Below are 21,939 nucleotides of genomic sequence, written 5' to 3'. Positions count from 1 at the left end.
TTATGTTTTTGATACATAAAAACCCAGTCATGCCTTATACATAACTGGGTTCTCCATCGTTTCATAATTTTCTATTTCACAAGAACTGCATCTCGTAATTCCCTCTTCAACACTTTTCCTAAAGCGTTTTTCGGTAACTCATCTATGAATACTACTTCTGGTATTTTATAACTTGCTAATTTCTCTTTACAATACTGAGTAATACTTTCTTCTGTTAATGTTGTTTCGCCATCCTTCACAAGATAAGCTCTTGGAACCTCACCCCAAAAATCATCCGGAACTCCAACTACTGCAACTTCTAAAACACCATGTATTTCATGAATAACATCTTCTACCTGATCTGGATATACGTTGTCACCACCGCGTATAATAACATCTTTATATCTTCCCATAATATGCAGGAATCCATCATCATCTATCATGCCAGCATCACCCATGTTAAACCAATTATCTTTTACTACCTTCTTTGTCGCCTTTTCATTATTCCAATATCCTTTAAACATGTATGGACTTTTCACATGAATCTCTCCAACTTCATTTGTTGTTAGTTCATGTCCTGTTTCCGGATGAACAATTTTCACCTCTACATTTTTCAAGGTCTTTCCTACAGAAGACATCTTTTCTTTTCCCATCATTGGATGCCATGAGGTTACAACCCAACCTTCTGTACTACCATAACCTTGCACCATATATATTCCTTTTTCCATATATTTTTGAATGAGTGTTTCTGGCACTTTTGTACCACCGCTTTGTGCTACTTTAAAGGTTGAAATATTACGTTCTTTTTTATTTAATTCATCAAGCATGTAACTATAAACAGCAGGGAACGCAAGCATCGTAGTAATTTTCTCTTCTTCAATCTTATCCCAAATAAGAGTAGGATTCGAATCAGCTAAGAAAATCATCGTAACGCCATGATAAATACAATTTAAAATAGAAAGCACGCCACTCATATGGAACAATGGATGCACAGATAAAAAGCGTTCACCTGCTGGGATTTCTCTTTGTCCCGCAATTTCAGCAAAATAATGATGTAAGTTTTTATGTCCAATTACACATGCTTTCGCCTGTCCAGTCGTTCCTGAAGTAAATAAGTAAATGGCGTCGTCTTCTTCATGAACTTCTACGTTCGGTTCTGTCGTTGGCTGTTTTTGCAGCTCTAATTCAAATGAACCAAAACCTTCTTTTGTCGTTTGAATTACATAAGGAATTTCTTTAACAGCATCAACATTTAATAACACTTCACTAAATTCTTCATCAATAACTAACACTTTTAATTTCGCTTCTTTTACAATCGTTTCTAATTCATATACAGTAAGCTGATGATTTAGCGGAATAAATACCGCTCCAATTTTTAAACTTGCCATCATAACGCTTGGAAATGGGTGATTATTTTTGCATAGTATTCCTATACGATCTCCTCTTTGCACACCATTATGTAACAAATAATGTGCAAGCTGATTTACTCGTTCATTATATTGCTGAAACGAATATCTTTTCTTCCCTCCTACAAGCGCTTCCAAATTTGGTGACTGCATTGCTCTCTTTTGTAATAATTGTCGCATCGTTCTCAAGTAAAACTCCCCTTTATATATGTTAGATTTTTTATTTTACCAGATTAATTATTAATTTACTAAAGATTACACTTAGTGAATATAAGAAGAATATAAAATAGCCATTTACTTCACAAGTAAATGGCTATTTTTCATTATATATTAGAATACTTCTTGTTCATTACATATTGCACATACTCAGGTGCACTTTTATCAATCTCTTCATCACTTAGTTTATATTCTGCACCATATAAATAAAAGGAAGGTATAAATTCCATACCTGTATATAGGCATGTAGCTTGGAATGGTTTCGTCAACTCATCCATTGTAATCCCACTATTTTCATAGTCTTTTTCTAATCCACCTATAGAAATAGCTACACCAAATTCTTTCCCCTTCACTTTATCTCCTTGTGATCCGTACGCAAATCCATATGTTAATACATCATCGAACCATTTTTTTAATAATGGTGGTGTGCTGTACCAGTAAAGCGGAAATTGAAATATATATCTGTCATGTTCTACTAATAACTTTTGCTCTTCTTCAATATTAAACTCCCAATCGGGTGCCACCTTATATAATTCATGCACCGTAATTTCATCTGAATGTTTCTCAAGTTCTTCTATCCATCTTTTATTAATTTTTGATTTTTCAATATGAGGGTGTGCTACAATTACAAGTGTTCTCATCATTTTCCAGCCCCTTTATAAATTAATCAATCCTTTACGTATTAGTATGAATGAGTTACATATAATTGAAAAGTACGTACTTTCAGGTACTATAGGAACCTTGAAGTACCTTTGGAGGTGTTATATGAATCAAAATGATGATTGCCCAATTGCAACAACACTCGATGTAATCGGTGGAAAATGGAAAGTTCATATTTTATGTATTTTATCGGATGGAAAAATGCGAACAAATGAAATTAAACGAGAAATCCCAAACATTACACAAAAGGTTCTTACACAACAACTTCGGCAACTTGAAGCTGATGGGATTATCTATCGTACCGTATATCAAGAAGTACCACCAAAGGTTGAGTACACCATAAGTGAATACGGAAAATCTTTAATGCAAATAATGAATGATCTGTTTGAATGGGGAAAAGATCATCAGATTAAAAGATTACATGACTAAAAAAGCACTATATACTTTGTTTAATCCTCTACATTCATATTTTTTATTTTTATAAAGTTTATTTTCATCATTTTTTAGCTAACTTGTTTTCTTAGATTGATGGACGTGACCCCACATCCATCAATCTAAAAAGATACAATTAGAAAAATGAGATTTCTATAAAGTTTCGCATATAAACACTACTTCCGCCTCATTAAACGCTCGCTCTACTTTTTCTAATCTCAATTGTACGTAAGCTATAAAGAAGCACCCCTAAACCGAGAATTTTTTCATTATTAGACGCATTAGAACCTAAGGTAATAGTAGGTACATTTAAACCCATAAACCTTTCACTCCATTCTATAGGCATATATCCCTGCTTACCAATTGCTAATGTACGTCCATCTATTGTACGGAGAGTACTTTGAATAAAATCAAACTCAACTTCTACATCTGACAATTTTGTGGCTTTATCTGTCATCAAAGTACCTCGTATCATAGTAAATCCTTGTATCATTTTTTCTTTAAACATACCAATTTGGTTATAATTCGAGTCATAAATTACCCAATCATATCCGTCCACTTCAGTATGAAAATAAGCTAGAATTTCCCCGCTACTCGTTTCTAATCCGTAAACATCTTTATTATGTAAAAAAGGTATTACTGAAAAAAGAATATTTGATGAAACCACCTTTGTTCCTGCTATATACTTACCATCAGGATGATATAAACCAAATTGCTTGTTTCGTTTAGGTAATTCTAATACAACTAAAGTATCAACATCCCAAAATGTTGCATTACTTTTTATCATATTCTTTTGTATCAACTTTCCTTTTCTTAACTGCCAAAATCCAATTCCAAAAAAGATAGAAGCAGCGATAACAAAAAAGATAAACTGCCCCCAATTAATATGTCCCCAATCTTCATATACAGCGCATAAAGCAAGAATAAAAATACCCGTCCCAATTAACAGTTTCATCTTTCCTTTTCGCTTATAGTAATCAAATAATTCCATTTCTATATCCCCCCTTATTTTTGTTCCCCAACTATTAATATATCAAAAACATAGAATGCCCTCTATTCAAAAATATAAGTTCTTCCACTGTCCAGTTCATTGGAAACAAAGTGATAGTCGGCCTTTTGAGCTCAAACTCCTGAGAAAGAATAAAAGCGAAATCAATATTTTTGTATTTTAGAGATAATACCATATCACCATCAAGCTAATAAAAAGATACTCCTTCAAAATAAAAAACGCTATTCTCTCTGTAAAATCATAGAAAAGAATAGCGTTTTTTATTTTGAAATAGAAGTCATTATTTAAACTAAACATGCTAATATTGATTTTGTGCGATTGTCAGTTACCTCATAATAAATTTCTAATCCTTTCCGAGTACCTGTAACCATTTTAGCAGCTTTTAGTTTAGATAAATGTTGACTAATTGTACTTTGAGGCATTTGTAAATCCCCATACATTGTTGTTACATTAGTAGGACCTTTTGCAAGCATTATTTTTACTAAAGATAGACGAACTGGATGCGCCAATACCTTTAACACCTCAGCGATTTCTTGAAACATTTCTTTTTTTTCTTTCATCTTATTTCTCCCCTTTTATATACATATTTATGTTATCCATATATATAATTCGAAGGTATATGCGTTTTTGTGTCCGTCATTTTAAAAAAATATAAAAAAAATTTAATCCGAAACTAAAGGATTAGCTTAACATAATGTCTCACCATTAATGAGGAATAGGAATCTCATTATAGAAGCAGCAGTTTTTATGCTACAACTCTACATTCAACTAACTAAAATCAATGAAAAAAGAGCAAATAGTCTGCTCTTTTATGATGCCTCCTTATGTTCCGTGGAATGTTTAACACTCCCCAGTCTCTTTAGTTTATTCCACCCTACCGCTACTCCTCGAAGCGATGAGAATATAGATTTAATGACAACATAAGTCATAAATTGACGATAAATAAAACGTTGTAAAATTAACCATGCCAATGGTTTTGGGTTCTCTTCCTCTAATTTAAATGCGAACAGAGAAGCGAGAAGATCCATTAAAAAGAATACAAGATAAAACCCTAAAACTTTTAGCGGATTACTACTAAATAGTCCTATAATCATTAATATATCTGCAAAAGGAGCAATGAATTGCAGAACATATTGGAATAACCACATATTAGGCAGTGCAATAAACCCTAATGTTTTATGTTTTGAATTACACAACGCTTTTCGATGTTTCCAAAGACATTGAAGTGTACCATATGACCAACGATATCGCTGTTTAATGAGACTTTTCACATCCTCAGGTGATTCCGTAAAAGCATGCGCTTTTTCTTCATATACAATTCTATGCCCTTGACGTAAAAATGTAATAGTAAGATCCGTATCTTCTGCTAATGTATCTTCGCTTAAATATCCAGATTCAACTACATTCTTCTTGCGCCACGCCCCAATAGCTCCTGGAACGACTGTAATACAATTTAACTCATCAAAAGCTCTACGTTCTAAATTAAACCCTGTAATATACTCAACATGTTGCCAAGTAGTTAACAAATTCCGTCTATTCCCCACTTTGACATTACCTGAAACTGCAGCTACATTCTGATCTTCAAAGTGTCTAACCATTAAAGAAATAGCATCTTGCGCAATAATAGTATCCGCATCTAAAGTGACAATGATTTCTCCTCGCGATTGTTGAAACCCTAGGTTCATTGCCGATGATTTCCCGCCGTTTTCTTTCTGAATGAAACGAACTTTAGGGTGTTTATAAAATGTTTCTTTCATTACTTTTGACGTACCATCTGTCGATCCGTCATCCACAACAATAACTTCAAATTCTCTATAATTACTATTCAAAATTGAGTGAATCGTCTTGGCTATCACCTTTTCTTCATTATATGCCGCTATGACAACACTAACAAAAGGTTGATAAGACAAATTAATATAGCGAGATAACGTTTTTCTTTTCTGCTTCCATGCAAAATAAATTAAGAATAAAAATCGAAAAATCCCTAATCCAATAGCAATATAAAAAATAGTTGTTAATATATGCTTAAAATATCCAGCTCCTGAAAAGACAGCTTTATTGTAAAGTAAATATTGCTTCCCCTCAGAAGAAACAGGAGGCATAATTTCATCTCGTTCTTTATTCATTAAATCTGAAATTGTTACAAAACTATATCCATGCTTTTTTAAGTCTTTAATAATGATTGGGAGCGCCTCTACTGTATGGGTACGATCCCCTCCCGCATCATGGAGAAGAATAATATTTCCCTCTCCCTTATAAATAGGATTAAGAGCACGTCTTACTAATTCATTTGTTGATGGTGTTGCCCAGTCTTCGGGATCAACTTTTTCCGCTACCATTGTATAGTTCATATTTTGTGCACGTAAAATAGGCAATATTTCATTTGATGAATCCGGGTTAGCATCCGCTTCATATGGCGGTCTAAATAAAACCGTAGAATGTCCAGTTACTTCCTGAATTAAACGTTGCGTCGTATTAAGTTCTACTTTCGTTCGTAGTAAAGACGTATCAGCTATGTTAGGATGCTTGAAAGTATGATTCCCAATTTCATGCCCTTCATCGTATATTCTTTTTACAATACTAGTATTTAGTTGTGCGTTTTCACCAAGTACAAAAAAAGCAGCTTTTATTTGATTCTCTTTTAATATATCTAAAATTTCTGGCGTATATTTCGGGTCTGGTCCATCATCAAATGTTAATACTACTTGTTTCCCATTTGGTTTTCCATATCGTTGCACTTCATATGCAGATGGTAAGGATTGATATACTTCATCTGTAATATAACCATCTTTGCCTACTTTAAAATCTCTCAATCCATTTTTTCTTTCATTCTCAATCTGTAAAATTTCACCTTGTCCAGAATAATTTACTTCATCTAAACTATTGATTTTATGTAATACATTAGGATTTTTTTGTACCTCAATAGGATTTTTTAAAACTTTCCATATTGTAGGGTCTTCTGCTCCTAGTCTCCATAATGCAAAGCCCTTTGCATTGTTCTCCATTGCAATTTTCACTTGATTATAGAGAGTAACACTGTCTAAGAACCAAGCAGTATGTTCTTTCTCTCCTGTTTTATATCTAAAATAAGGATTTCCACTACTCTTATCCCATTGAATTTTCATATTTGAACCTTGAGCCATTGCCATAACTTCTGAAAAAGTTAATGATTTCGCAGCTTCTTTACTATTTACTTCCCAATCATATCCATAGTTACCGAAAGCAACTATAAGCTTATTAGACGGAATATTCAGTTCTTTCAATGTATGTTGGAACCATTTATTTGAAGCAATTGGTCCTGGTTCCCCGGCTCCATAGTGCTCATCGTACATCATTACAATCATTCGATCTATTATTTTTGCTAACGCACTATAATCAAAAGCCTTATCATTAGCTGGAACATCTTGTGTAACGAGCAAATCATGTTCATGAAATTCCGTAGTAAGTTCTTTCATAAAATTTGTTAAGTTTTCTCTATCACTTTCAGGTACGGCCTCAAAGTCAATATTAATTCCTGAAAAATGATTCTTTTTAACTTGGCTTACTAAATCATTAATAAACTTTGTCTTTACATCATTTGAGGAATTCAGTAACTTATGAATTAGCCCACTATCAGGACCAGAAGCTTCCTCAGTATAGTTAGTAAGCAAAGGCATAATCTTCACTTGATTTTTTTCTGCCAACTTTACTATCTCAGGTTTGATCTCACTTCTAATCGTTAAATCTGCTTTTAAATGATACCACTCTGGTACTAACGTAGTTAAGGAATCGATATTTTCTTTTAAAGAAGCGGTACTATTTTCATCCCAGTTTACGTAAAAACCATACACTTCTTTAGGTTGTTTACTATCCTTCGGCGGATTCACCAAATTTTTATTATCCTTCGTTTCGGTATTTGGGTTAAATTCTTCCTTCTTTAACTGCTGATCACTAAGTTTTTGATTAATTGGTACAAGTTTATTATCTTGTTGTACAGCGGTATTCATATTTGGAATTTCTGGTGTTGAAAAAATACTTTGAAAGAAAAAATAAAATACAACACCTACACTAACTATTGAGATACATAGAAACGAAATAAAGGCTATGTTTCTTCTTCCTTTCGGATCATAAAAAACAGGTTTTTCTTTATCTTTCTCTTGTTGAATGTTTTTCTCCATTATATTTTTCACATACTCCTTCTTAATAGAACTATAAAATAATAAAGTGTAACTTTAATCAGCCCTCACCAATTGGGCATTTACAAGCAGCCCAACTCCCACCTAACTTCTTTGCTCCAGCCAAATTTTGAGATGGGAGTTTTACTGCCCACAATAGGGAGAGAAATCCTTTTAGCTTTGAAATGAATCTCTCACTTCCATATTCTATTGATTCTTCTTTTCATTCCCTTGCTGGTGACCTCTATTTTCTTGTTGAGACCCCCTACCATTGTTCCCTTGCTCGTTTCCACCATTTTCTTTCTGGGATCCTCTTCCATTGTTCCCTTGCCCATTTCCATTATTCCCTTGTTGAGACCCTCTTCCGTTGTTTCCTTGCTCGTTCCCATTATTTCCTTGTTGTGATTCTCTTCCGTTGTTCCCTTGCCCATTTCCATTATTTCCTTGTTGTGATTCTCTTCCGTTATTCCCTTGCTGATTCCCATTATTTCCTTGTTGAGATTCTCTACTGTTATTCTCCTGTTGATTCCCTCTATTTTCTTGCTGAGATCCTCTTCCATTGTTTTCTTTTATTTGCTTCGATGGCTGTTCCTCTGTTTTCTTTTGTTCTTTCTGCTCTTGCTTTTCATATTTTTTTTCTTTTACAGGAGACAAATCCAGTGATGCATCAGGAGATAACTCCGGTTGTGATTGCACCTCTTCTTCGTTTTCCACCGGATTAGACGGGGTGGCAGGAGGCGTAAGTGATTTGTTCTTCTCATTCTCTTGCTTTATATAGACACCTGTGCCAATTCCAGCTTTTCTAGCATTCTCTCGTACTTGCATTGTGCTACTTTGATATTCAACTGTAATATGTTTTAGCTCATATTCTTTCTTTAATTCTTTCATTGCCTTTTCCAAAAGTGGTTCTAGTGCCTTGTCCTTTGCAACAGCTGTTAGCATAACTTGCTTATCTTTCGTTAAATACTTATCCTCTTGACTTTGCTTTATAATAGTACGTATTACTTCTTGCAATTGTTTATTTTCCCATTGCTTCAATTCTTTTAAAATACGCCTTCCATCATCATTACAAGCCTGCAAATCTATAACACGAAAATCCTTTGTTACGCTCACCTCTAAACTTGGATTTATATCAACTGAGACGTAAGCAAATACTTTTTCTTCTGGTTGGTTGTAGAAAAACAACACTGCAAATAGAAAACAAGCAACAAGTATTGATGCAGGCTTTAAAAAGGAAGGAATCGAAAAATGCGATGCTTTTTGTTCTTGCTCATCAAATGAGATTTCCTCCCCAATTATGCAAGAATCCCCCTTTCTTTTACACGTAATAAACTCTCCATTTGGTGTTAAAACAACTACGCTATGCTTTTTTATATCCATCACAATTCCTTTATTCATCATGCTTTTCCCCTCTTATGTAATCCAGAATATATGTATAGTTGTTTGCAAAAATAATACACATTGCAATAATGTATTTTCTATGTCGTTCCAACGTTTTACGACTTACCCTAACACGCGGTTCAATATGTTTAAGCGGTAACTTTTTCTTTCGGAACAGCTCTTCCATCATTTCCTCTTCTTTTATAATAATTTTTACAATTTCTATTAAGTGCTCACGCGTATCACGATGCTTAGGAGATTCTTTAGCAAGCTCTGAGAATGTGATTTTAAACTCAGCTAGCACACTTTGAAAATGAAGAATTTCCTCCTTACGGTTACTATTTTCCATCTCTTTCATATACTCCGTAAGCGACACTTGCATTTCTAACATTTCCTCTTGCTCATCTTCTTTTAAAAAGACAAAGTTATGTTTAGATTCCTTACGTATATAGTCAATTACATCTCTTTTTATAAGAAGATCAGCAAACGCTAAAAAGGATTTTCCTTTTGTATAGGAATACTGTTCAATTGCTTCGTTAAACGCAAACAATCCAATGCTATATTCATCATCCTGTTCTGTAATATATCGGCGGCAGACAGATGAAATTGATTTTCTAATAAAAGGCTGATACTGTACGATAAATGCTTCTTTATCTGCTTCGTTGTTTTGTATGTTACATACGATATCTTCTATTTTCGGTTTTCTTAAGATCTTCATTACTAAACTCAACACTTGTAATCTCCCAGCCTCCTTCAAATAGCAAAATGGCCACTACACAAGTGACCATTTAACCAGATTTTCTTGGTACTTTTCTTCGGTCTTGTTTTCTTGCTGTTAGTTATATTTTTAGAGTCTAACGTTTTCTTAATGATTTTTCCTTTTCTCTCGGCACTAAAGTTAAGTTTGTATTTTTATCTACTTTCTTATTTTCTACCGTTCGTTTTGCTTATTCATTTTCTATTTTATCTGCAATCCTTGAATAACTCTTCTCTATATAATTGGTAATTTCATCCTTCCGTTTTGGATGCCACTTAATCTAGTAATTTTATTAATACTTCTATATTCTTTCATAGTCATTTTTCTTCTATTTATTTTTTTCACTATACATATTCGGAGGAGTACAAAGTTTTATGGGGGTCAAAAAATATTTTTATAAAAAAATACATATTTATTTCAAAAATAAAAACCATCAATTTGAAAAAGGGTAATCAAATTGATGGTTTTCTTATAATATCTATTAAATTAAGTTGGATTCTCATTATATCTAAAAAAGTACTAGCTCTCCCCTGCAGATTTTCTCCATTTTCATCTTTCTTGGTTATCATAATATGTCTTATCTGCGTATTTTCTATCATTTCCTTTTAGATAAGCTAAAATTACTTTTGGATTTTTAAGTAAAGTCCAGTCTCCATATGTATCAAATCTTCTGCATGAAGTTATCATTCCATTTTTAATAGTACCGAATTTCTTATTATTTTTCTTTCCCCACTCTTTTAAACGTTTAGCGAAATCTGCATCTTCTGCCATAAGCATGTTTTCATTAAATCCGTTGATTGCCATAAAATCTTTTCTATAGCACCAAAAAATCCCTACAGATATAGCTCCGTACTTAAAAAGTAAGGGGATTATGATTAACATTGCGGAGAGAAATATTCCTAAAGATATTCTTTCAAACTTCCCATTTACCCCACCACCAATGTATTTACCTGAAGCTAAATATTTATCTACATTAGACAACATAGACTCTGTCATTATGGTATCAGCGTCTATAGTGACGATTATTTCTCCATTAGCTATTTTAGCCCCTGCATTTCGAATTTTAGATAAGTTTTTATCGTTATTTTTCAATGTAACACAATTATAAGATTTTGCTATTTCCTCTGTTTGATCTGTGCAACGATTTAAAACAACTATAACTTCCGTTTGCTCTTTATATGCCTCTGATGCCTTTGCAATTGAATCTAAACATTTTCTAATGTACTTTTCTTCATTATGCGCAGGAATTATAATAGAAAACTTCACATCTTTTTTCAAATTAACTTCTAAAGATTCGTTTGTCTCAGTCATAATATTCCCCCCTTATTTTATAAGGTAAATATCTGTTATACATAACGTATATTAAAATTCAATAAATTATATGATAGGAACTGCAGGTAAACTATTACTTGAGTATTAAAAAACAAAAACGTTATTCTTTCTAAATAAGCAAAATTACTAGAAAGAATAACGTTTTTTATTAGTTACATTAATATTTTATTCGTTGCTTTATTTCTTCAAAACGAGCATGTATAATTTTTCTGATATCTGGATGATTCTTATATAAAGTAACAGTATACATGATGGAAGATGCAAGAATAGTAGACCATATTAACCAATCTCCAGCATGAGAAAGAACTTTAATTATTTCACTCGTAAATTCTTCCTGTCCGTCATGAAATGTATAGCTAAGTAGTTACCTTATTTTCCAAAAAAAAATTCTGATTATTTCTTTTTCACTTCTTCTACAAATTCCCATGTCTCTCCGTTATCTTTTGATTGATAAAGTGCACTACTATCGCCATTGTAGTCTCCATCTGCCCCTTGTCCAACTAACATATTAAAAACCCCATCTTTCTCATATGGCATACTAGGTGAATCAAAAGGACTTATTGTGGACTGTGTATGATCTAATTTCACTTCATGCGGCGGATATTCTACCTTTTTGAAAGATACTCCCCCATCATCTGTGCGATATAACTCTCCTTCATTACCAGAAGGCCTAATTGCTCCTAAAAACCCAAGTTTATCATTTATAAAAGTGATTCCTGATACACTACCAATCCCCCCATTAAATGGGTCTGGATTGATAACCTCCCATGTTTTCCCTTCATCACTAGTCTTGCTTAATGAATAAAAGGCGCTCCCTAATGCTTTATCTGTCATATTTAGTTTATAACCAACTTCTTTCGATAGGAAAAACTGTTCTTTTTCATTCTTTAAATCTTGTTGTTTCTTCTCTTTAAGCATATCTTCTTTTGGAGGCGTCTTTGATTTACTCCAACTTGCGTCACTTATTAAATTATATCTAGCAGGGACTAGCTCTTGCTCTTTTCCAGGGACAAATATAGATACAGTATATCCAATGATATCAGAAACTGCTTTTTTAAGACTCTGCCCCTTACCATCCTCAGTAATATTAATAATTCCCTCTGTATTGGATCCCCAATTTCTTTTTCCATAATAAATCAACCCATACTTACTTTCATTCCATTTTCTAACCGTTTGCTTAACTGGAATCGCCTTAACCGTTTCAATTAAAGGTTCTACTAATTTATCATCATTATAATCAGGCTTTGCGTATCCGTCTCGTATTATAGTAATATCTTCTGACTTCTTCTTATTATAAGAGATTAAATAAGTTTCTTCTTTCCCATCATCATTTTTCCCATAAACAAATGTATCAAACGCTGTGATTGTTCCATCTGAATGAAATGTAAGATCAAAATCAGTTGCCATATACAATTTCTTTGGCAAAGGATATTTTTTATTTATATCTTCAAAAATACCTTCTACTCCAGACTTATATATATTATTATGTTTAAGTTTAACTGACCTTTCATGTTTTAACTTTTCTATAAACCATGCCAATTTACCATTGTAATTTATTGCACTTTTATAAATCTGCATCCCATAAAATGATGTAATTGCAACAATAATGATAATAGAAATGGATCTCCATGCTATTGAATTTGTTAATTTTTTAGATTCATATTCTCTATTTTTTATCCCCCGCATTGTAGTAAATGTAGTTATGGATATAAAAAGTACTATACATAATAACAAAATGTAAATATTATAATTCATTCTTCCGTACTTACAGTATAAGGCCAACTCATAACAAAAAATCCCATATACAATTATTAGTATTGGATTTGTTACTAATGACAGAAGTATCCTTTTTGTATTTTCTCTAAATATAGAAACCACCCCTAATTACATGAATTACTGATATTAAGTATACTTTATTGTAAAGTAACAAAAAAGCTATTTAATCTTGCCGCAAAAAATACAATAGACATATGAATATTATATTCATGTTAAAAAGGCCAACAATCCAAGATTGTTAGCCTCTACTTCCCATATTCGTACCTTTTATCACTTTACTTCCTAACAACTGGAATCCACATTTCACCAAACACTAAGCCGTTTCTTTTCCCCATCTCAACCGTCGTATTTGGTCCACCAACATAAGCAAACTCATTTGCATCTGGTAAAGCTTGACCGAAGGCGATACCAGTCAACTTATTACTTAGCTCTTCAGCCGTTTTGCCCTCCCCTTTCACTACTAAGTATTCTCCCCTCGGAAACTGGATTACTCTAGATTCTTCTTCTATTTGTGCTTCTGTCATGACACCCGCATAATACATCATTTTGTTATTCACCGCTTCGCTCACGGAAAAAATGTATTCATTTGTAGCTAAAGCTTTTAAAGTGTCCAGCCTTCCATCTTCTTTAACAGCCGACCAAAATTCTTCCTTTTCTTTATTTATTCCAGCAAAGTCTGTGTATGCACTCTTAATTTCAGTTCCAATACCTAACACAATAAAGCTATCTTTTTCTTCTATCGTATAATTTTTCATATTCAAAACCTGCCTCTTTTTTTATTAATCAAACGATTTATCTTTTCATCTGATACGTTTATAATACCTTTAAACCATATCAAAAAATGATACTGTTTAGGAGACTAAAATGAAAAAAGTTGAACGGATTAATACAATTATGCGGTATATCAACAACCGCTCTCACTTTACAATTTCTGAAATTATACAAGAATTTAACATATCACGGTCGACAGCTATTAGAGACATTAGAGAAATTGAAGCTATGGGAATGCCACTTGTCGCTGAAGTTGGGAGGACCGGGGGATATTTTGTTATGCACAACTCTATCCTGCCCGTTGTTCGCTTTACTGATAATGAAGTAAAAGCTCTTTTTATTGCCTTTATGGCTACGAGGAATCAACAACTTCCCTACCTAAAGAGTCGTCAATCTTTAGCCGAAAAACTACTAGGACTCATCTCAGAAACCCAGCAAGATGATCTCGTTCTTTTAAATCAACTCTTGCTTTTCCAAGGGACTAACCCTCATAATCCCGATCTACTTGAGCTTTCTGATCTCCCCCATCCTATGTTAGAAAAACTCATTCAAATCCTTCTTTTGGATAACCATTTATTGATTACCATTAAAGAAGATGAAGAAATCAAGACTTATCCAATTTATCTATTGCACCTTTATCAAGAAAAAAGCCATTGGATCATTGAAGGGTTTGACTTAAAAAAAGAAAAGAAGATGATGTTTCCTGTCGATGATCTCATTAATATCGAACCATACACGACGAACAAAAGGCTAAATAAGAAAAAGATTTTAGAAAAACTAAGTAAGAAGGACGAAATAATCAACTTGGTACTTGAACTTGGACCAAAAGCAATTGCCCAGTTCAAAAAATACCATCCTTTAAAAATTTCAATATCTTATACTAATCCTTACCAATCCACAGCCATTTTAAAAACTTTTATCAATGTTAACAATCCCGATGAAGTGACGGAAATAATAAATTGGCTGCTTTTTCTAGGGAAGGATATTAAAATCAAAGAAATACCCGATGAAGTATTAGCAGATTTACAAAAACGAGTGTGCTTATACATTCCATAAGCAGTGAGCCTCAAATATTAAGCTTTATCACTGGATAATTATCCTATTTTTAAATACCATTTCATTTACTACAATGAGAGCATGATAAATAATAAAAGCACGGAAAATCTCCCGTGCTTTTCTAAATATATATTATTCCTGAAGGTTTCGTTTATCACGTTTCTTACCCTAACTGACGTTTAAATGCTTTACTGGCGAAAAAGTAAGAGATGACCATTATACCTACGCACCAAGCGAGCGCAATCCAAATATCGTTTCCAACAGTTCCTTCATATAAAAGAGCACGAATCGCATTCACGATTGAAGTTACAGGCTGATTCTCTGCAAACGCACGAACAATTTTTGGCATCGTTTCGGTAGGCACAAAGGCCGAACTAATAAATGGAAGAAAAACTAGCGGGTACGAGTAAGCAGTCGCCCCTTCCATAGACCTCGCTTTCAATCCTGGAATGATAGCTAGCCATGTTAGCGCCAGCGTAAACATCCCAAGTATCCCAGCTACCGCGAGCCAATCTAGAATATTAGCACTGGAACGGAAACCCATTAAGAGTGCAACAAGAATAACCACCACGATAGTAAGTACATTAGCAACCAGAGAGGTTAGAACGTGAGCCCACAATATCGATGAGCGCTTAATAGGCATCGTAATGAAACGTGCCATCAGCCCACTCTTTACATCCGTAAATAGTCGAACGGAAGTGTAAGCTACACCGGATGCGATAGCCATTAGCAAAATTCCCGGCAATAAATAATTAACGTAGTTTTCCGTTCCAGTTTTTATTGCGCCGCCAAACACGTAGACAAATAATAGCATCATCATAATCGGTGTAATCGCCACTGTAATAATTGTATCCGGACTGCGCATAATGTTACGCATTAAACGACCTAGTAATACACCTGTTTTACTTTTCATTTACATCTCCTCCTTTTTTCCAATGATCGCAAGGAATATTTCTTCCAATGTCGGTTGCTTCTCGATATACTCCACTTTTGCTGGCGGGAACATCTCTTTTAGTTCAGCAAGAGTACCTGTCGTAATAATTTTTCCGCCATGCAAAATAGCGATACGGTCTGCCAGTTGTTCTGCTTCCTCCAAATACTGAGTCGTAAGCAAAATAGTTGTACCGCTACCAGCAAGTTCCTTGACTGTATCCCACACTTCGATTCGCGCTTCAGGATCAAGTCCAGTCGTTGGTTCGTCAAGAAAAATAACTGCTGGCGCCCCAATCAAACTCATCGCGATATCAAGCCGGCGCTTCATCCCGCCTGAATACTGATCTGCCCTTTGGTTTGCCGCATCAGTCAGGCTAAATCTTGCAAGTAGATTGTCAGCAACTTGAGCAGGATTGGAAACACCACGTAATTTGGCGATCATTATCAAGTTTTCCCTCCCAGTCAGCATACCGTCTAAAGCTGCGAACTGCCCTGTCAAACTGATACTTTGACGAACATGATCTGATTGACTCTGTACATCAAATCCACAAATACTTACTTCACCGCTATCTTGCTTCATTAGTGTCGAAAGGATGTTGACCGTTGTCGTCTTTCCCGCTCCATTTGAGCCTAGCAGCGCGAAAATTTCTCCACGCTGCACCTCAAAATCTACCCCTTTTAAAACTTCCTTATCTTTAAAGGATTTTTTCAAGCCTTTTACAGAAATCGCTGCATGACTCATACTTTTTTCCTCCCTATAAAAATGTTTTGCGAAGACTATTTATTTACCTCTATCTATTTAGTATCACTGATATTCTGTATTACTTAGTACCGAGTTAAAAATATAACTGAATAGCTATGATGGCAATTCATATGTGTAACCAGCTAATCAGTCGGTACTACTTATTCCATTTATTTTTTTCTCAATTTCTTCATAATACTTTCATTCAAATCTTCACGATACTTGGAGACGTAAGTTTTAGCATTTGCCACTAGTTCGTCAGCAAAGGAAGCCACGTCATCCCCAGTAATGTCAAGCACTTGTCTTCCTTCCGCTGCACCCGCTTCGAACAAATCGATTAATTCATACTGTATGTGTAACATATCCATCCCGTTACCCGCTGAAAAATTCCACATGTAGTTTTGAATTTTCTTAAATACAAATTGGTAGTCCTCTGGCAGATCCTCAACTCGTGCCATCATCATTTTGTACTCTTTTTTATCACCAATTAACTTTTTGAACATTTCTAACATCTTATTTTCCTCCTTTTTTATAAAACCGAACAAGAAATTCCCAAAGTATCGGCCGGAACATTTTATCTTATGAACCTATTTTGACTTCAAGACGTTAATTTTTGACGATACAAAATCCCATTTTTCCCAAAACAATTCAAGCTCCTGGCGGCCTTCTTCATTTAATGAATAAAACTTACGAGGCGGTCCCATATCTGATGGTTTCTTTTCAATATTCACAAGCTTTTTCTTCTCTAATCGTACGAGGATGGTATACACCGTACCTTCCACAACTTCGGTAAACCCAAGATCATTCAGGTGGCGGGTAATCTCATAGCCATACGTTTCACGGCGACTAATGATTTCCAGTACACACCCTTCCAGTGAACCTTTCAGCATTTCAGTTAAATTTTCCATGTCCTGATCCTCCTTTACCCCCTATTCTGTCTGACTTATATTCAGTATCACAGAGTACTAAGGCGAATTTTTTACTGAACAGTTTTTGTGAATCCGAACTATTCAGTATCACTTATTACATCTACATTGTATGACTAAGTAGTTATGGATGTCAACTTTATTTTCAAAAAAATTAAAAATCCGCTTTACCCTAATCGGATACAGCCTACTTTTTTGTTGTAAGGACCATCACACTAGCAAAACAGAACTGATTCAAAGTGTAATTTAAATCAGCTCTGTTTTATTGTTTTTATACCGATATATCTTGTTTTTTCACGATACAAATTGTTTCTCACTACCATTCCCATTGCATATAAAGCATAAAGGCAAGTGCGGTCAGAGAAAATTTCCAGAGATTATCCGTACATGATACGAGCCCCTAAAATACAATTCTGTTAGAAATCTGTTCTCTATATTCTCTTTTATTTTATTTCTGATAGTTGATTAGCAACACTATCTAAAAATTTTTCTACCTTTTCTTTTGATGTATCCGGCGCATGATAACCGATCGTAAATGTAAGCCTTCCATTATAAGAGCTTGCTCCCATTGAAAAGAATGGTGCATACATAATAGGTGATGCCATATACCCGTCCTCAGCTTGAATTTGACCAAACTGAATAGGTTCCTCAGCAATCACTCCCAAATTTGTCAGTAATGGCAACGCCATCCCCATCTGTACAGCCTGTTCATATTGCTGATTATACATTTCCTTCACTGTAGATAGCTTCATTTCTGCCAGTAACTCCATTCCTGCTGCTGAAGAAAGACCTGGATTTTGAGACTTTATTTTATCCATTGATTGTTTAACTCGAACAAGAGTCTGCTTAAATGTTTCATCGTCTTCCATTTTAATCACTGGCATTTCCATACCGGATAAGTTGCAAATAGCACAGGTTGTATTATTAGGCAGATATCGACGTAAATCAATTGTCAAACCAATCATTTTTTCTGCAGTGCGAGGTTCTGCATACACAGTGAAATGTGATAAAACTCGGAAGTAAGCAGTCATGATTACATCATTCAAGGTAACCTGTTGTGCTTTTGTCCATTGGGTTAAACGTAGAGTTTGCTTATGGCTCAATCGCCGTACGGACATTTGGGGAAATTTATTTTTGTTAGGTTGAGATGGAAAAGACCATAACGATGCCTGTTGTTCTTGGTTAGGACGATACGCACTTTTTATGTCCGATATTCCAGCGTATTTGAATACATGTGATTGATCTCGACAACTCTCATTTCCCTCATCAAATTCCTTTATAATTTGCTTCTTAGACCGTCCCAATGAAAGGTGAGTATATATTGTTCCAAGCAATTTTATATATTCCTTGACTCCTGCACCATCTGAACATAGATGAGACAATTTCACAACTAACATATCTATTGTAGTGCCCCGTAATAATTTCGTTTGAACCATAGGCCCCTGAATACGATCACCAGGTTCCTTAATAAAATCTATTGCCATTATTTCAAGTTCTTGATTATTTCCTTCTGCAAAAAAGCAAATAGATGAGTTAGTGTCAGATGAATGTTCCTCCCAGTAAGGAATATCATTTTCTACAAACCGGCTGTTCAAAACTGGTTGCAATTGCAACGTTATCCTTACTGATTCTTCAAGTATTTCCTTAGATATACCTACAGGAAAATAAAGAACTGCATTAATTTGTTGATCTGCAGAATAAAGACCTAATACATAATTCATTCGATCTTGTGGTGTTACTGAATACTTTCTTTTCTCCATAATTCCGTCCCCCTTTAGGACTTTTTGTATAACCCTATTTTCCATATGCTTGTAATTTTTCTAGTCATTTTTCTTCAAGAGCTAATAACGCTTATTTTTCGAATTTTTAACAAAATCATCTTCTCCGTATTGGTTTCATTCTTTTTACAGGTGATATATTCATTATTTTATTGTTATTAACACTGCCTAACCTCACAATAAAACCAAACAAAAATAAATTAAGTTTACATATACATAAACATTTTATTATAACGTCTACAAATTATCAATACAGCAAATAAATCATTTTTATGTCTGTCAATAAAAAACAATATATTCAAGGGCCACTTCATAATAAAAGATTGATGTGCATGTAAATGTACCCATATCACTTTCAAAATAAGAATGAGAATTTTTTCAACAAAAATAAGATGCAGTTATTGATTTTACAGTAAAAAAAGCCCCTCCATTTTGAAAATGCGCAATCAAAATGAGTAGGGCTATTTCCAATTTAAATTTTATAAAAGAATGATTATCATAAATAATATTTTACTTTTTAGTCTACCTTATTATTTTCAATCCATTTTCCTAATAAATGAATGGATTTTATTCCTATAATTTGAGGTGGTATCGTTGGTTTTTAAAAATAGAAAGCTTATTTTCAAATCAAATGAAAAAGAGGTAAAATTATAGATATTCATGTAGAAATTTCGTTTTGGGGATACTTAAAATCTTAAGGTGATGGGCATGTGGTGTTACACTTTAAAAGCTCTATAAAATTTATAGATATAGCGATTTTCTTTATTAATAATCATTTGTATGTGCGTTTACTCACACACATACAAATGATTTATAAAACCACAATTAAGTGAAAACATCTTTTCCGTTACGATAACATCATAGCCATGTCTTCTGCTGCATTTGTAACTAGTTTTAAACCAAATGTTTCTTGTAATACATCAAGCACGCCAGGTGAAATAAATTCAGGAGCCTTTGGACCAATGCGAATATCTTGAATCCCAAGACTAAATAGCCCGAGTAAAATGGCAACCGCTTTTTGTTCAAACCATGATAGTACAATACTTACTGGCAATTCATTCACTTCACATTGAAAAGCATCAGCTAAAGCAGCCGCTATTTTCACTGTAGAAATTGAATTATTGCACTGTCCTAAATCAATGTAACGCGGAATTTCCGTACCAGGTACAACACCGTAATCCACATCATTAAAGCGGAATTTCCCGCAAGAAGTTGTTAAAATAACCGTTTCTGGCGGAAGTGACGTTGCTAATTCACGATAATATTCTCCGCCTTTTCCCGGTGCATCACAACCGGCGATAACAAAGAAACGCTTTATCTTCCCCTCTTTTACTGCATCAATAATTTCTGGAGCTAATGATAATACTGTATTATGATGAAACCCTGTCACTAACTGTTCATCCGACTCCATATGTACTTCTGGAAGTTCTAGCGCTTTTTGAATCAATGGTGTAAAATCATCATTTTCAATTTTTTGTACACCTTCTAAACCTGCAATTTCATATGAAAAGAATCGATCAGAGTACGAGCCTTTAATTGGCATAACACAGTTCGTTGTAGCTAATATGGCACCAGTAAATTTTTCAAAAAGGCGTCTTTGATCATACCATGCCTTACCGATGTTTCCTTTTAAATGTTTATATTTTTTCAGCTGCGGGTATCCGTGTGCTGGTAGCATTTCAGAATGCGTATAAATATTAATGTCTTTTCCTTCTGTTTGCTTTAATAGTTCTTCTAATGCAAATAAATTATGGCCCGTAACTACAATTGCTTTACCTTCTACACGATTTTGTGTAATTTGTACAGGCTCTGGCACACCAAAATGATTCGTATGTGCCTCATCCAATAACTCCATCACCCGTAAAGCTGATTTCCCAACTTTCATAGCCATATCAATATGCTCTTGTTCGTTAAAGTTAGAATTTGTTAATGTCATATATAAAGCTTCTTGTGTTGTAGCATCTACAAATGCATCCGTATACCCTAGCTGAGCAGCATGTGTGCGATAAGCTGCAATTCCTTTTAGCCCAAACACAATCGTATCTTGTAAACTCGCAATCGTTTCATTCTTGCCACAAACACCCATTACTTTACATCCGCCTGTTGGCGTTTGTTCACATTGATAACAAAACATATCATCCCACCCTCTCCCAATCATTCATTACACCTTAAGCATAATACCCATTGAAAAAAAGTGATGTGATATCAATCACAATAATATATAAAGATTTGTGACAGTTCATATTGTTGACATAATACTTTTATTGACATCCAAAAAATATACATTAGTGTGCACACATCTTTCGATACTTTTAAATAGCTAAATAATTAATTTGGAGAAATATATACACCGAAAAAATTTTTTTGAATCCCTTATACAAATAATTGCAATTCATCTCATATGAAAATAGCGTATTTTTTATTTTAAGGAACTATCATTTTTTTATTAAAGCCTTCATTGTAAACCTCTTTATTTACAATACATTTACATTATCTTAACATTACTTACATTATTTATATGATATATTTATATAGAAGCTACTTAAGAAATTTCATATACATTTTATCTTTATGATCTCTTATCCAATCAATAAAAAGATCATGTTATATTTTTATAACAGGGGTGAATTAC

General features: G+C 34.0%; 18 protein-coding genes and 1 pseudogene. 2 read left to right on the top strand and 17 right to left on the bottom strand.

Annotated features, from left to right (window positions below; all coding sequences use genetic code 11):
- Positions 1-71: 71 nt before the first annotated feature.
- Both DN404_RS07055 and DN404_RS07050 read right to left on the bottom strand, forming a co-directional pair.
- The gene (locus DN404_RS07055; RefSeq protein WP_094194628.1) at positions 72-1,565 is read right to left on the bottom strand and encodes a class I adenylate-forming enzyme family protein; all 1,494 of its coding nucleotides are present in this window, start codon (positions 1,563-1,565) and stop codon (positions 72-74) included.
- A 143-nt stretch (positions 1,566-1,708) separates the two neighbouring features.
- Positions 1,709-2,242, bottom strand: coding sequence for an NAD(P)H-dependent oxidoreductase (locus tag DN404_RS07050; protein WP_016123075.1), 534 nt, complete (start codon positions 2,240-2,242; stop codon positions 1,709-1,711).
- Positions 2,243-2,366: 124 nt separating this feature from the next.
- Between DN404_RS07050 and DN404_RS07045 the strand changes: the two genes are divergently transcribed.
- Positions 2,367-2,690, top strand: a complete 324-nt coding sequence (locus tag DN404_RS07045; RefSeq protein WP_001072958.1) for a winged helix-turn-helix transcriptional regulator — start codon at positions 2,367-2,369, stop codon at positions 2,688-2,690.
- A 193-nt stretch (positions 2,691-2,883) separates the two neighbouring features.
- Here the strand turns inward: DN404_RS07045 and DN404_RS07040 are convergent, their stop codons facing one another.
- The 9 genes and pseudogenes from DN404_RS07040 to DN404_RS06995 form a co-directional block, all read right to left on the bottom strand.
- Complete coding sequence (locus DN404_RS07040) at positions 2,884-3,684, bottom strand: hypothetical protein (protein ID WP_006924244.1); 801 nt, start codon at positions 3,682-3,684, stop codon at positions 2,884-2,886.
- A gap of 302 nt (positions 3,685-3,986) precedes the next feature.
- Positions 3,987-4,262, bottom strand: coding sequence for an ArsR/SmtB family transcription factor (locus DN404_RS07035; protein ID WP_000660066.1), 276 nt, complete (start codon positions 4,260-4,262; stop codon positions 3,987-3,989).
- A gap of 249 nt (positions 4,263-4,511) precedes the next feature.
- Complete coding sequence (locus tag DN404_RS07030; RefSeq protein WP_149214937.1) at positions 4,512-7,859, bottom strand: trifunctional glycoside hydrolase family 18/polysaccharide deacetylase/glycosyltransferase family 2 protein; 3,348 nt, start codon at positions 7,857-7,859, stop codon at positions 4,512-4,514.
- A gap of 204 nt (positions 7,860-8,063) precedes the next feature.
- Positions 8,064-9,257 carry an anti-sigma factor domain-containing protein gene (locus tag DN404_RS07025; protein WP_149214890.1) on the bottom strand — a complete coding sequence of 398 codons (1,194 nt, stop codon included), beginning with the start codon at positions 9,255-9,257 and terminating at the stop codon, positions 8,064-8,066.
- Positions 9,247-9,969 carry an RNA polymerase sigma factor SigI gene (gene sigI / locus DN404_RS07020; protein ID WP_002093524.1) on the bottom strand — a complete coding sequence of 241 codons (723 nt, stop codon included), beginning with the start codon at positions 9,967-9,969 and terminating at the stop codon, positions 9,247-9,249. Before sigI ends, DN404_RS07025 begins: the two co-directional genes overlap by 11 nt.
- 573 nt (positions 9,970-10,542) lie before the next feature.
- Positions 10,543-11,304 carry a glycosyltransferase family 2 protein gene (locus tag DN404_RS07015; RefSeq protein WP_000140997.1) on the bottom strand — a complete coding sequence of 254 codons (762 nt, stop codon included), beginning with the start codon at positions 11,302-11,304 and terminating at the stop codon, positions 10,543-10,545.
- A 178-nt stretch (positions 11,305-11,482) separates the two neighbouring features.
- A pseudogene (locus DN404_RS07010) lies at positions 11,483-11,677 on the bottom strand (hypothetical protein); the annotation flags it as partial.
- Between the two features lie 41 nt (positions 11,678-11,718).
- Positions 11,719-13,203, bottom strand: coding sequence for a WD40/YVTN/BNR-like repeat-containing protein (locus tag DN404_RS07005; protein WP_370512798.1), 1,485 nt, complete (start codon positions 13,201-13,203; stop codon positions 11,719-11,721).
- Between the two features lie 173 nt (positions 13,204-13,376).
- On the bottom strand, positions 13,377-13,856 hold the full coding sequence (locus DN404_RS06995; protein ID WP_000801022.1) for a GyrI-like domain-containing protein: 480 nt from the start codon (positions 13,854-13,856) through the stop codon (positions 13,377-13,379).
- Positions 13,857-13,965: 109 nt separating this feature from the next.
- On the opposite strand from DN404_RS06995, the gene DN404_RS06990 reads away from it, so the two are divergent.
- Entirely contained in the window at positions 13,966-14,928 is a 963-nt protein-coding gene (locus DN404_RS06990; protein WP_044306819.1) for a helix-turn-helix transcriptional regulator, read from the top strand.
- Between the two features lie 163 nt (positions 14,929-15,091).
- On the opposite strand, the gene DN404_RS06985 is transcribed toward DN404_RS06990, so the two are convergent.
- The 6 genes from DN404_RS06985 to hcp all read right to left on the bottom strand — a co-directional run bounded on the left by DN404_RS06985 (position 15,092) and on the right by hcp (position 21,441).
- The gene (locus DN404_RS06985) at positions 15,092-15,841 is read right to left on the bottom strand and encodes an ABC transporter permease (RefSeq protein WP_000837816.1); all 750 of its coding nucleotides are present in this window, start codon (positions 15,839-15,841) and stop codon (positions 15,092-15,094) included.
- Positions 15,842-16,603 (bottom strand): ABC transporter ATP-binding protein, encoded by a 762-nt coding sequence (locus DN404_RS06980; protein ID WP_000017473.1) that lies wholly within the window; start codon positions 16,601-16,603, stop codon positions 15,842-15,844. It abuts the gene before it with no gap.
- 170 nt (positions 16,604-16,773) lie between these two features.
- Positions 16,774-17,115, bottom strand: a complete 342-nt coding sequence (locus tag DN404_RS06975) for a DUF1048 domain-containing protein (RefSeq protein WP_113304147.1) — start codon at positions 17,113-17,115, stop codon at positions 16,774-16,776.
- Positions 17,116-17,190: 75 nt separating this feature from the next.
- Complete coding sequence (locus tag DN404_RS06970; RefSeq protein ID WP_000429487.1) at positions 17,191-17,511, bottom strand: PadR family transcriptional regulator; 321 nt, start codon at positions 17,509-17,511, stop codon at positions 17,191-17,193.
- Positions 17,512-17,972: 461 nt separating this feature from the next.
- The gene (locus DN404_RS06965) at positions 17,973-19,289 is read right to left on the bottom strand and encodes a condensation domain-containing protein (RefSeq protein ID WP_149214889.1); all 1,317 of its coding nucleotides are present in this window, start codon (positions 19,287-19,289) and stop codon (positions 17,973-17,975) included.
- 865 nt (positions 19,290-20,154) lie between these two features.
- Entirely contained in the window at positions 20,155-21,441 is a 1,287-nt protein-coding gene (gene hcp, locus DN404_RS06960; RefSeq protein ID WP_002183800.1) for a hydroxylamine reductase, read from the bottom strand.
- Positions 21,442-21,939 lie beyond the last annotated feature (498 nt).

The organism is Bacillus sp. TE8-1 (assembly GCF_008368855.1).
Lineage (GTDB): Bacteria > Bacillota > Bacilli > Bacillales > Bacillaceae_G > Bacillus_A > Bacillus_A cereus.
The sequence above is the reverse complement of the archived record's forward strand: the minus strand, read 5'-3'. Positions and strand labels throughout refer to the sequence as shown.